At 68.1% G+C, this 11,849-nt stretch carries 12 protein-coding genes and 3 tRNA genes; 2 read left to right on the top strand and 13 right to left on the bottom strand.

Annotation, left to right across the window (positions count from 1 at the left end; all coding sequences use genetic code 11):
- Positions 1-205: 205 nt before the first annotated feature.
- The 6 genes from ACT4N7_RS04075 to tgmA form a co-directional block, all read right to left on the bottom strand.
- Positions 206-279: transfer RNA gene (locus ACT4N7_RS04075), tRNA-Gln, on the bottom strand.
- 10 nt (positions 280-289) lie between these two features.
- Positions 290-366: transfer RNA gene (locus ACT4N7_RS04070), tRNA-Arg, on the bottom strand.
- A 15-nt stretch (positions 367-381) separates the two neighbouring features.
- Positions 382-462, bottom strand: a tRNA-Tyr gene (locus tag ACT4N7_RS04065).
- A 408-nt stretch (positions 463-870) separates the two neighbouring features.
- Entirely contained in the window at positions 871-2,001 is a 1,131-nt protein-coding gene (locus ACT4N7_RS04060) for a methyltransferase domain-containing protein (RefSeq protein WP_444827209.1), read from the bottom strand.
- The gene (tgmB, locus tag ACT4N7_RS04055; protein WP_444827208.1) at positions 1,998-2,951 is read right to left on the bottom strand and encodes an ATP-grasp ribosomal peptide maturase; all 954 of its coding nucleotides are present in this window, start codon (positions 2,949-2,951) and stop codon (positions 1,998-2,000) included. The genes ACT4N7_RS04060 and tgmB overlap by 4 nt, the downstream gene beginning before the upstream one ends.
- A complete protein-coding gene (tgmA, locus tag ACT4N7_RS04050; protein ID WP_444827207.1) occupies positions 2,952-3,296 on the bottom strand; it encodes a putative ATP-grasp-modified RiPP in 345 nt (114 codons plus the stop codon). It lies immediately after the preceding gene.
- A 479-nt stretch (positions 3,297-3,775) separates the two neighbouring features.
- Here tgmA and ACT4N7_RS04045 point away from each other — a divergent pair, with 479 nt between their 5' ends.
- Complete coding sequence (locus ACT4N7_RS04045) at positions 3,776-4,633, top strand: helix-turn-helix domain-containing protein (RefSeq protein ID WP_444827206.1); 858 nt, start codon at positions 3,776-3,778, stop codon at positions 4,631-4,633.
- The gene (locus tag ACT4N7_RS04040) at positions 4,630-4,848 is read left to right on the top strand and encodes a DUF397 domain-containing protein (RefSeq protein ID WP_444827205.1); all 219 of its coding nucleotides are present in this window, start codon (positions 4,630-4,632) and stop codon (positions 4,846-4,848) included. The genes ACT4N7_RS04045 and ACT4N7_RS04040 overlap by 4 nt, the downstream gene beginning before the upstream one ends.
- A 209-nt stretch (positions 4,849-5,057) precedes the next feature.
- Here ACT4N7_RS04040 and ACT4N7_RS04035 read toward each other — a convergent pair whose 3' ends face one another.
- The 7 genes from ACT4N7_RS04035 to ACT4N7_RS04005 form a co-directional block, all read right to left on the bottom strand.
- The gene (locus tag ACT4N7_RS04035) at positions 5,058-6,224 is read right to left on the bottom strand and encodes a lytic transglycosylase domain-containing protein (protein ID WP_444827204.1); all 1,167 of its coding nucleotides are present in this window, start codon (positions 6,222-6,224) and stop codon (positions 5,058-5,060) included.
- 105 nt (positions 6,225-6,329) lie between these two features.
- The gene (locus tag ACT4N7_RS04030) at positions 6,330-7,790 is read right to left on the bottom strand and encodes a PhoX family protein (protein ID WP_444827203.1); all 1,461 of its coding nucleotides are present in this window, start codon (positions 7,788-7,790) and stop codon (positions 6,330-6,332) included.
- 72 nt (positions 7,791-7,862) lie between these two features.
- Positions 7,863-8,528, bottom strand: coding sequence for an extensin family protein (locus ACT4N7_RS04025; RefSeq protein WP_444827202.1), 666 nt, complete (start codon positions 8,526-8,528; stop codon positions 7,863-7,865).
- Between the two features lie 11 nt (positions 8,529-8,539).
- Positions 8,540-9,397, bottom strand: a complete 858-nt coding sequence (locus ACT4N7_RS04020; protein ID WP_444827201.1) for a hypothetical protein — start codon at positions 9,395-9,397, stop codon at positions 8,540-8,542.
- Positions 9,398-9,462: 65 nt separating this feature from the next.
- Positions 9,463-10,428 (bottom strand): penicillin-insensitive murein endopeptidase, encoded by a 966-nt coding sequence (locus ACT4N7_RS04015; RefSeq protein WP_444827200.1) that lies wholly within the window; start codon positions 10,426-10,428, stop codon positions 9,463-9,465.
- Positions 10,429-10,631: 203 nt separating this feature from the next.
- Complete coding sequence (locus ACT4N7_RS04010; protein WP_444827199.1) at positions 10,632-11,081, bottom strand: hypothetical protein; 450 nt, start codon at positions 11,079-11,081, stop codon at positions 10,632-10,634.
- Positions 11,082-11,256: 175 nt separating this feature from the next.
- Entirely contained in the window at positions 11,257-11,835 is a 579-nt protein-coding gene (locus ACT4N7_RS04005) for a dihydrofolate reductase family protein (protein WP_444827198.1), read from the bottom strand.
- Between the last annotated feature and the right edge of the window lie 14 nt (positions 11,836-11,849).

The raw sequence follows: 11,849 nt of genomic DNA, 5'->3' as shown, positions 1-11,849 counted from the left end.
AACCGTTCCCCCAAATGCATCGAATCCCGCCACCGTCTTTCGGCCCAACGCCCGGCGGTGAAGGGAGTACCTGCATTGCCGAGGAACAAGAGCGCGCTGACCGGGGATACGTACATCGGTGGCCGAAGTTAGTCCTTCCGGGTGCCACCGACGGCCTTGGCAATGCGCCTAAAGGGCTAACGGGAGTGGCATTCGGCGTATGAATTGGCTCCCGGTCCAGGGTTCGAACCTGGGCGAACGGATCCAAAATCCGCCGTGCTGCCGCTACACCAACCGGGATCGGTCGTGCTGGTACCCCGACCAGGACTCGAACCTGGGGCCTCGCCGTTCGTAGCGGCGCGCTCTGTCCACCTGAGCTATCGGGGTTCGGTCGGCGATCGGTGGTGGGGGATGGAGTCGAACCATCTGTGCCTGACGGCGCCCGGGTTACAGCCGGGTTGGGCTCCGCAGCCCTGCCCCACCTCGAAAATATTTTGGTCCCGAAATAGCGGAGCCGCCCGGATCGGTTTCCCGATGGGCGGCTCCCGAGTGAGGTGTCTACCTCAAGATGGGGAGCCGGTGCTGGTCAGCGCCTGGATCGACCGGCGGGAGACGCCACGATAGCGCGGGGCGACGGCCGTGGTGCGCGGGCATTGCCGCGTTCCCCGATTCCACCTGCTCGCCATGTCGACTCCCTCGCTCGGAATGTGGGGCAATCATGGCCAATTCACGGGCGAGGCGTCAATCGTATTTTTCGAGTACTTACGTGGGCGGCGGGATCGGGCAGATCGGCAGCGGCAGAGCGGGCGCGGGTGCCAGGCCGTTGTGCGTCGGACGGGCTTGGCTCACCCTGCACGGTGCGCCGAGCTCGTTCGAACCACTACAGCGGCGTTACGGCAAATGGCCGATTCCGTTGTCGGCGGCGTCCAGCCAGAGGCGTTGTTCGGTGTGTGTGACTGTGAGCCCGAGGCGGTCCCACGTGGGCCGGTCGGCGGCGATCCACTGCTGGTGTGCCCATTCGATCGCAGACCAGATGCGGGTTGGGCCTGCTTCGGTGACCGTGCGGTCGGTCAGGTTGGCTCGTGCCCAGGAGCCGTCCGGGAGTGACATGGTTGCGTCGGTAGGTTGCCTGGTATTCGGGTCGAGGTCGAATCCGATGGCGATGCCCTTGGGAAGGCGCAATTGGGCGAGGAACCAGACGACAGGGGCATCGTTCCATGGCTGGACGGGTGCTTCGGTAGACCGGATTTGGCCGCCTGGCGCCCGTTGGGCACGGGCGGCGGGCGGCGGATCGTCGTCGTGGCGCATCGCCATGAACGCCGCCCATCGGGTGGTGAAGCGTCCCTGAAGCCGTGCGCCCTCGCGTCGGAGGTGGACGAGGTTTCCAGCACTGGTGGCGAGCTTGACGTCGACCAGGACGGCACCATCGTCAGCGAGTTGGTCGGCCCATGCCCAGGGCACTGCGGGCACGGAGCATGTGGCAATGATCCGGTCGTACGGTCCGTACTGGGGGAGGCCGTGCACCCCGTCAATGGCGACAAGCGTGGGCCGGAATCCGGCGCAGGCGAGTCGTTCTCGGGCGAGTGCCACGAGACCTTCGCCGACGTCGATGGAGAATACGTGGTCGTCACCGAGTCGGTGGGCGAGCAGGGCGGCGTTGTAGCCGGTGCCGGTGCCGATTTCGAGGACCCGGTGGCCGTCGTGTATGTCGAGGATTTCGAGCATCCGCACCATCAGGTCAGGCTTCGTGCTTGAGGAGACCGGGACCTGGTGGCCGTCGCCGATGTCTGCCACGGCGGTGACGAGGGTCTCTCGGGAGTACACCCGCTCAAGCGCGTGCTCGGTGTCGAACTGCCGCCACGCCCCGGTGTTGTCCTGGTCGTAGGCGGCGGGCACCAGTAGGTGTCGCGGCACAGCGGCTACCGCGTGGTGCCATTGTGGGGAGTTGATGTCACCGGCTTCGAGCAGCGCTTCGGAGAGTCGCTGCGCGTGCCCAGTCCAGTCCATGTCGATCGCGGTCACTGCTTTCCCTTGGCGAGTAGATGTGCGAGTTGGTCTGTCAGCGGCGCGCCGGTCTCATCTTCGATCCAGCCATACTGTCCGCCCGCGTTGATTTCCAGGAATGTCCATGCCCCGTCTGGCTGAACCACGAAGTCCAGCGCCCCGTAGGCGAGGTCCATAGTCGCCATCAGGCGTCGTACACCGTGGGCTACATCTTCGGGTGTATCGATCAGCTCGTAGGTCAGGCTGTCGTAGTCGGATCGCCAGTCCAGGTAGCCCGCCGCACTGGTAGTGCGGATCGCGGCGGCGTTGATCTGTTCGCCGATCACGACCATTCGTACTTCGAACGCCTTGGGCACCCAGCGCTGAAGCATGTGCGTGGTGACCTCAATGCCGCGCAGGTCAGCCAGATCGGAGTCATCGACCAACCTGGTGAAACCGATCTTGCGGACGCCCTCTTCCAAGATCGTGTTACTGCCGAACACCTTGGTCACGGTCTTGCCGACCGCAGCGAACCAGCGCACAGAGTCGGCCTCATTGGTGATCAGGGTGTCGGGCACGTGAAGTCCGCACCGAGATGCGGTGGCCAATTGGACTGGTTTGTAGGCGGCGTCGGCCAGTCGTGCCGGGTGATTCACCCACAGCACGGGCATTGAGCTGAGTACGCCGCCCAGCCCGTACTTCGCCTCCAGGTTTGCATGTGCGCGCTCGGCCGGGGTCAGCGCGACGGGGAACTTGTAGGCCCGCGGTGTGCGGTACCAAACTGCAGTGATTCCTGCTAACTCGATCACTCGGGCGGGAGTGCGGATCTGGCCGGTCCAACGTCCCCCACGCAGCTCAGCAGAGACGCTGAGCTGCGTGGGGAACCAGGCAGTGTTCACCCGATGGACGATGACATCGCGATCCGCAAGCGCACGGACCATGTTGTCGGCAGTCGCATCGATGTCCTCTGCGAGGATCAGAACGGACATTCAGACCGTGTTCGGCGAGTCGGGGCAGTAGTCGTAGGTGAAGTCCTCCGACGGCCCTTCGTCTCCGTCGTTGTTGGTGACCTTGTTGGCGGTAGCCGCAGTGATCGTCAGTGGTACGCCGTCACCGGTCACCGCGACCTGGAGGTCGTGGTCGTAGGTGAATATTTCGCGGACGGGGTCGCCCTGGTGACGCGCCGGGCGCATGGCGCTGAGGCCCCAGGGACGCAGGCCCGCGGGCGACGGTGCGCTGGTGTCAGGCTGCCCGCTGATGCGTCCGAGCGGGACCTGCGCGCTGTGCGACGCTACGGGGTCGTCGGCGAATCGTTCCATGACAGCGGTAGACATCTGCGATCCTCTCGTCCAGGCAATTTCGATCAAGAACTAGGCTGCTTCGCTCAACTCGGATCGGTCACTGACCACCCCTCCATCTGTCCACTGCCTGGCGAGCCGCGCGGTGCCCCTCGCACCGTCCGCGCGACCCCGTCGTGGTCGAACACCGCAACGGGTGCGCGGCGGTCACAGGATCGGGATGTGGTGAAACACCAGGTCCGGTTGCTGCGGAACTACGTTGTGCAATCGGTCGGTGAAGAACCCCGGCAGCCAGACCACTGGGTGCTCGATGTGAGCACTCTGCGTCTCGCACCATGCCTCCCGAGAGCTGATCGGCTTCCGTCGCGACCCGCATTCGCGATGTATATTCTACTGTGGAACTTACACCAGATTTTCTGATGGACAAGCATGAACACGGTCTGTGACTGTCACGGGCTAGCGTTTAGTGGGCTCAGACAGCAGACTTGCCGCGATCACGGACCGATGGAGGCGACATGCCTGGAGTCACCCCGACGATGGGGCGGCGACGCCTGGGCGGTGTGCTGAAGGCGTTGCGCGAGAAGGCGAGTCTCACCAACGATCAAGCCAGGAAGAAGTCCGGGGTGTCCACAGGCAAGCTGTCGCGTCTGGAGACCGGGCACAACGTGGTGTACGCGAAGGACGTGCGCGCGTTGCTCGATGCCTACGACGCCCCGCCCGAAGTCCGACACAAAGTGCTCCAACTCGCCGCGCTCGCTGAAGAGCACGGCTGGTGGGAGGAGTTCGACGACGTTCTACCCGCAGGCCTCGACCTCTACCTGAGCATCGAGCAAGCCGCCGCGTCCTTGCTGGTGTTCGGGACGTCGGTCGTCCACGGCCTGCTGCAAACCGAGGACTACACCCGCGCGTGGATTCGAGCTGCCGACCCCGGGAGCCCGAACGCGGAGTTGGAACGGCTCGTGAGCCTCCGAATGAAGCGCCAGGAATTGCTGTCCCGCGAGACCGATCCGCTGTCACTCTGGGCGATCTTCGATGAGGCAGTGTTGCGTAGGAGGATCGGGGCGGCAGACACGATGCGGACGCAGGTCGAGCACCTGTTGGCCATGAGCGAACGCCCCAACATCACCATCCAGATACTGCCGTTCGAAGCAGGCGCACATGCGGCGGCCAGCGGACCGTTCACCCTTGTGGAGTTCGCGGAACCAACCGACCCGGAGATCGGCTATGTCGATTGCGCCGCTGGTAACGTCTACCCCGAGAAGCCTGCGCAGGTTCGGAGAATGAAGACCAAATTCCACCATTTGACCAGTTCGGCACTCACCCCTGAAAAATCACTGTTGTTCATTCGGAAGATCGCAAAGGAGCTGGCGTGAACCACGTAGACCGCGCCTCCGACCTGCCCGTGCGGTGGCGCAAGAGCAGCCGCAGCGAGACGGGTTCGGAATGTGTGGAACTGGGCACCACGCCGCGCTGGGTCGCAATTCGCGACTCGAAAAACCCGGACGGCGACGCGTTGATGATCACCGGGACAACGTGGGCGGGGTTCCGAGCAATTGTCAAGGCTGGCACCGTTGACATGGCTCAGTGACGCCGGTATGCGGGCAGATTTGGGCGGCTTACACGAGCCGCCCCGCTTCATTCGATGTCCGGCCCGGAAATGTCCAAGCGTCCTTTCCACGCCGTCGCGCGCCGCACGGACCTCAATCCGCCGTGCCTTGGTCAGCGTCCCAATGAGTCGGAGCGCATCACCCATCGCAGGACCATGTCATTGAATAACACTTCGTATTTTTCGAGTACTCACGCGGGCGGTGGGACCGGGCAGATCGGCAGCGGCGGAGCGGGCGCCAGGCCGAGTAGGCCGCCGATCAACCCGAGACCGAGGTCGAGAATGTTGTCCACGGTGCAGGTGAGGCCGGTCATCGGGTCGGTGAGGATGGGCAGCGGCAGGGGGAGACCCGGCTCGGCCGTGGGTGGTGACGTCGGCGGGGGAGTGCTGCTGGGCGGTGCGGCGCTCGGCGGTGCCGACGGCGGGCCGGGTTCCGGCGCGGGCGCGACGGGTGCCGCGGGCGGCGGCGGCGCGGCGGCGGGATCGCCGGGCGGCGTGGGGGTCTGGCTGTCGGGCACGGTCGAGGTGTCGAGGTTGTAGGCGGCCATCCACGCCTGCACGAGCCGCAGGTAGGACGTGGATCGGTTGTAGCTCAGGATTGCGGCGGTCATCCCGGCGGCCGTGGCCAGGTCGCGGCCGTTGGCGCACAGGTAGCGGCCACTGGCCAGACTCGCGTCCCAGATGTTGTGTGGGTCGGCGCGGCCGTCGCCGTTGCCGTCGGTTGCCCAGCGCACCCACGTGCCGGGGATGAACTGCATCGGCCCGACCGCGCGGTCCCACGACCGGTCGCCGTCGAGCCTGCCGCCGTCGGTGTCCCGGATGGCCGCGACGGAACCGCCCGCCAGCACGGGGCCCAAGATCGGCCGCAGAGTCGTGCCCAGCGCGTCGACCTGTCCGCCCCGGGCGTGTCCTGACTCGACTTTGCCGATCGCGGCGAGCAAGGTCATCGGCAGGTGGCAGTCCGGCTGGGCGCGGCCCATCACCACCGTCGAGAACCGGTACGCGGTGAGCACCGACTCCGGCACGCCGTTCGACGTCACGGCAGGCGCCTGCTCGCCCGGTGCGGCGGCCGTGCGCTCGATCCGGCCCGGCGCCGGGGGCGGCGGCGCGGTCGGCGCGGTGTCACCGTCCGCGCCGGTCACCGGCTCCGGTCGGGTTTCCACCGTCGGTGCGTCGACGATGGCCTGCACCGAGGCGTCCGGCCCGGTCGACCGCGCGGGCGCGGGCGTGCCCAGTGTCGCGATCGCGGACGCCATCAGCAGCACGCCCGCCAGCCCGGCGGTGCGGTTCAGGACCGAGGAGTCGCGTCGCGGTGCGGTTCCGGTCGGGACAGCGGTCGAATCGTCGGTGCGCGCCATGGCGTCGAGTAGAGCACCGGGCGCGGCCCGGGGGGACCGGCCCGACCGCACAGTGCCCGCCAAGGCAACGGATCCCGCCCGTTCGGATAACCGCGGCCGGGTCGGCTACACGCCGATCTTGCGCCACGGCCCCCAGATGGCGAACGACATGCCCCGGCTCGCCTGGATGTTGACGAACAGGGTGTGCCCGTCGGGGCTGAACGTCGACCCCGCGAACTCGTCGTCGAAGCGCGGTGTGCCGGTGCTGCTCACCAGCCGATTGAGGGCGATGTCGAACAGCCTGCCGCCCCGGCTCAGGCCACGCAGGTAGTTGTTGTTGGTGTTGTCCTCGCACACGACGAGCGTGCCGCGCGGGCTGGTGGTGACGTTGTCCGGGAAGTCGAGCACATCAGGACCCGGCGACTGGTACACGAGCCGCAGCGTCGCACTGCGGATGTGGTACGCCCAGATCTGGCCGGAGCCGTTGCCGTAGCCGTTCGCGATCGGCCCGAGCCCGGCCTCGGCGGGACCGCCGCCCTGGGTGGCGCAGAAGTACACCACGCCGTCGTCGTAGGCCGAGCCCTCCAGCCGGGAGAAGTACGCCGCGCCCTGCGCCCTGCCCTGGTTGCCGACATGGTTGAGCGCCTGGTCGTTGGTGGTCGGCGCGGTCTGGCCCGGCGTGTAGGGGAACGTCGGCGCGGGGTCGTCGATGTCCACCCACCGCACGCGGTAGGTGGCGTGGGCGCGCTGCTCGGCGGCGAGGTTCGCGTTCGGCACGCCGCGCACGGCGAGCATCTGCAGCCGCCCGCGGTTGTCGAGGCTGCCGGTGTGCATCGGATTGTGGCGCGGGGTGTAGCGGTAGAAGCCCGACGGGTAGCCGAAGTTGTCCTCGGTGAGGTAGAGGTGGCCGCCCCTCGGGTCGAACGCGACGGACTCGTGGGCGAACCGGCCCGCCGCGGTGATCGGCTCCCGGTCGGACTCGCCGCGCACGGGCACCTCGAAGACGAACCCGTGCCGCTGGGTCAGCGTGAGGTTCGGCGAGCCGGTGAAGTCGGGGGCGACGTCCGGGCCGTTGACCGTCTCCTCGCAGCTGATCCAGCTCCCCCAAGGCATCTCGCCGCCCGAGCAGTTCATCTGGGTGCCGTTGAGGCTGGTGTGGGAGCGCACGACTTCGCCGAACGGCGTCACCTCGACTGTCGTGGTGCCGCCCTGGGCCCGCGGGTCGTAGGCCTTGGCGGCGTCGCCGAACGCCGGTCCGGCGTTGTTCACCTCGTGGTTGCGGACCAGGACGTAGTTGCCGTTGCGGGCCCGGAACGCGCCCATGCCGTCGTGTCTGCCGGGCAGCGCGGTCCCGTCGTCGAGCACCACGGGGAACTCGGTGTCGTGAAAGGACCGGTACTGGAAGCCCGGGGGCAGCCACAGCCGCACGGCCCCGTCCCGCAGGTCGGGGACGGGGCCGAGGGCGCGGGGCGCGGTGGCCGCGGCGGGGTCGGCGGCGGCACGGCTCACGAAGCCCGCGAACGGGCCGCCCAGCAGTGCTCCCGCGACCGCGCCGCGCATGACGGAACGACGATCCAGGTGAACCATCGCCAGATCCAACACCGGAATGCCGCCGATGGCAACCTTCCGTTCACCTTTTGTTCAGCTTCGGTGTCCCGGCTAGAAGGCCCGGTTGGCGAAGCCGTCCGCGGCCACGCCGCTGAGCATGCCCATCCAGACGCTGCTGCTGGTGTGCGGGTCGCCGGTGACGCCGAGGCGCGACTTCGCGGTGTTGAACGCCGACTGCGTCAGGCTGCCCCAGACGCCGTCGACCGCGAGGCCGGAGTTCATGAAGTTGTTGCACATGGCCTGGACGAACTTCGCGTCGCTGGACGAGCCCTTGACGCAGATCGTCGGCAGGCCACCGAAATCGGCGTGGATGTGGTCGGCGTGGGCCGAGTTGTACCAGCCGTCGAGGACGTAGCGGAAGCGGCGGCGGCACACCGCGTCGACGGCAAGATAGCGACGCCGGGTCGACTGCGTGCCCGAGGCGTGGTGGCCGTCCAGCGGTGCGCTGACCTGGCCGCCGGACCACCGCACGTAGTCCAGGTCCATCGCCGTCCCGGCGCCGTGCTCGCCCGGCTTGTTGACGTAGAAACCCGCCGACACCAGGTAGGTCACGCTGCCGTAGCCCGCGGCCGACGACAGCGAGCGCAGGTCGCGGACCCAGAGCACGAGCTTGTCGTAGAACGCCTGGGTGCACTGCCAGTTGCGCGGCGTGGTGTTGCCCCGGTTGGACCGCCAGTAGTAGACCGGCGTGCCGTCGATGCTGCTGAAGGTGATCACTGGTGGCCTCCTCAGCCGGTCGATGCGACGAGGCGGCCGTCGGCCAGCCAGAAGGATCGGATCGGGCGGGCCGCGGGGACCACGCCGACGGCGTGTGAGTGCTCCGGGACCGCCACCGTGGTGCGGCCCGCGCCGAGGACGCCCGCGAGCGGGGCCGAGCCGCCCATGCCGTTGCCGATCCACCGGACGCGGTGGTCGCCCTCGTAGCTCAGGGACTTGACGGCGACCTCGGTGAGCCGCGCCTCGATCGGGGACGTCGACCAGGTGACCCCGTCGCGCGAGTTGGCCAGCACGCTGCCCGACGCGTCCACGGCGGCGGCCGTCCAGCCGCCCGCGGTGCCCGCGACGGCGGTGGCCGCCAGCTCGTCTGTCCACTCCAGACCGCGCACGGGCACGGTGACCCAGCCCCGCGGCATCCGCCGGGCCACGATCCGCCTGCTGGGCGAGCGTTCGGTGGTCAGCAGCGCGCCGAGGGCCAGCACCGACGTGGGGCCCGCGCCGACCGTGGTGAACTCCGCGTCCACCCCGGTGAGCCTCGTCGCCTCCCGCCAGGACACGCCGTCCGCGGACTCCCACACGGCGGCTATCGATTCCGCGCCAACGGTTATCGACCCGACCGCCACATGGCCCGCGGGCCCGGAGGTCACGTCGACGACGACGGCGTTGCCGAGACCGCGGGTCGGGGTGACGGCGCCGTTCTCGTCGACCAGCACCCAGGTTCGGCCTACCAGGGCAAGGACTCTCGGCCCGCCGATGACACCGACAGCCCGATCCAGTGTCGGTCTGCCCGGCGCGGCGAGCGCGGGGGAGGCGAGGGCGGCGGTGCCTGCGGCTGCCGCGACCGCGCCGACGAACGTTCTGCGGGTCATTCGACGGGCTTTGCCGTCGTCAAAGGGGGATGAACGCACGATCAGCTCCTCGGTGGGGACCGGTGTCAGCAGTCGTAGAGGCTGTTCGGGTGCACGTTCTCGCAGTACCGCACGTGCAAGTGGTTGTCGTGGTTGGGATATTGCGTGGTCAACCCCTCGCTGATGAGCACGGGGTCATTGAAGAAGACCAGCTTGACGTGCCCGGGGGCGGTCGAGCGGATCGCCTGCACGAGCGCCCGGGTGGCGGCGCGGTCGTAGGTCGAGGACTGCCAGGTGATCCGGCTCGCGGTGCACTGGGCGCTGTCGGTCCGAATGGGCCAGAGGTCGACGTCGAGGCCCACCTCGTGGCTGCCGTGCCCGGGGATGTCGCCGCCGTGCTCGAACCCGATGTCCCCCAACGGAATCCGCCCGTTCCCGGTGCTCGCGTACTGCCGGGCCGCGGCCTCCACCTGGCCGACGGCCGCGGCGGTGCCCCAGTTGCCCGCGGTGCCGTTGCCGTCGGGGTTCTGGTCGCACAGCCCCGCGGCGAAGTCTGGATAGTCGTAGTGCCACAGCAGATTGCGCCACGTTGTCGGCCCGACGATGCCGTCGGCGCCGATCCCGGCGTGCTGCTGGAAGGCGATCACCGCGCTGCGGGTGCCGGAGTCGAACGTGCCTGTCACCGCGGAACTGGTGCGGCGCTTGGCATTCAGCTCGACCTGCAGCGCGCGGACCGCGGGGCCGCTCGCGCCCTGGGAGATCGTCACGACCAGCGCGCCCCAGGTGCCCGGACCGACCACCCCGTCCGCGGCCAATCCCTTGGCCTGCTGGAAGTCGCGCACCGCGGCGGCGGAGCCGGAGCCGAAGATCCCGTCCGCGGTGACCTGCCTGCCGTGGTGCTGCAGCAGATACTGCATGGCGAGCACGTCGGTACCGCGGTTGCCCGCGCTCTGGGTGGGGAAGAACGCACCCGCGAAGGCGTGCGCCGGGGTGATCAGGGTGGTCGCCATCGCGGCCACCGCGACGAGGACGAGGCCGAGCCGAATCCGCATCCGAACTCCTTGACATGCCTGGGAATGAGCTGGGCAAGGGGCTGAGCCGTGCAGGTGGCGGTGCGCATCCGACATCCTGTAGGCAACCCGCCCGGCGGACGAATGTCAACAATGTCCTTCATCGGCGTGTAAACAATTCCCGGCCGGAAAGATGGGAACGCCCGGCGCTCGTCCGATCGGACCAGCGCCGGGCGTTCGGCCGTTCAGACCAGCAGGTAGGAGTCCGCCCACCCGTTGGGAGCACACACGTTGTAGTTGCGCTGCGTGCGCGAGGCGGAGAATCCGGCCGGAACGAAACACACCCACAGTCCGCTTCTGGGGACTTGGAGGACGTAGGAGTGCGCCCAGCCGCTCGGCGCGCAGAGGTTGTAGTTGTTCTGGGCTCTGGAGTAGGTGAACCCGGACGGGATGAGGCACGCCGACAGGCCACTGTAGGGAGTCTCGACGTAGAAGGAGTGCGCCCAGCCGAACGGGGCACAGACGTTGTAGTTGTTCTGCGCCCGCGTGTAGGTCTTGCCCGTCGGAATGGTGCATGCCCACGAGCCCTGCACCGAGAAGTCGGCGCCCTTGGCCTCCGTGGCTGTCGCCGGGCTGGTCAATGCGCCGAACGCGAGTGCGGCGCCTGCGAGCGCGGCCAGCAGTTTCCGAGTCATCGACACGATTTCGACTTCCCTCCGGTCGAGGATGGGTCCCGCGTGGCTGCGGGACCCGTCGAAAACGTTGGCACAGCGTACAATGCGCCGGGCACCCCGGATGGGTGCCCGGGCCGGGGTGCCGGATCGTCCCCCGCCAGGGGCGGGCTGGTACGGCGGCCGCCGTGGGTGATCATCACGCTGTCGGGCTGCCCTGGGGAGTCTCGGGCCGGTAGTACAGCAGGACGTTGCCGGAGCTGAAGTGCCGGACCTGCAACAGGGTCAGGCTGATCCTGGTGTCCGAGGTGTGGAACAGCGACTTGCCCGCGCCCAGCACGATCGGGTTCACCATGATCCGCACCTCGTCGACCAGTCCCAGGTGGATGAGGCCCGCCGTCAGGTCGGAGCTGCCGAAGACCGCGATGTCCTTGCCCGGCCGCCGCTTGAGCGCGGTCAGCTCGCCCGCGACGTCGTCGGTGACGATGCGGGTGTTGGTCCAGTCGGCCTTGTCCAGGGTCCGTGAGACGACGATCTTGGCGGTGTCGTTCATCCTCGTCGCGGTCGCCGGGTCGTCGGCGATCGCCTCGGGCGTCGGCCAGTAGGCCGCCATCCCCTGATAAGTGACTCGCCCCATCACGATCGTGTCGACCTCGTCGAGCTGCTCGACGCTGAACGCGGCGAACTCGGCGTCGACGACCGGCCAGTCGAACTCCTGGTTCGGGCCCTCGTAGTACCCGTCGAGGGTCGTCCCGATGAACGAGAAGATCTTTCGCATCGCGCTGGCTCCCT

The organism is Actinokineospora sp. (assembly GCF_052390155.1).
GTDB lineage: Bacteria > Actinomycetota > Actinomycetes > Mycobacteriales > Pseudonocardiaceae > Actinokineospora.
This window is presented reverse-complemented; position numbering and strand designations above follow the sequence as displayed.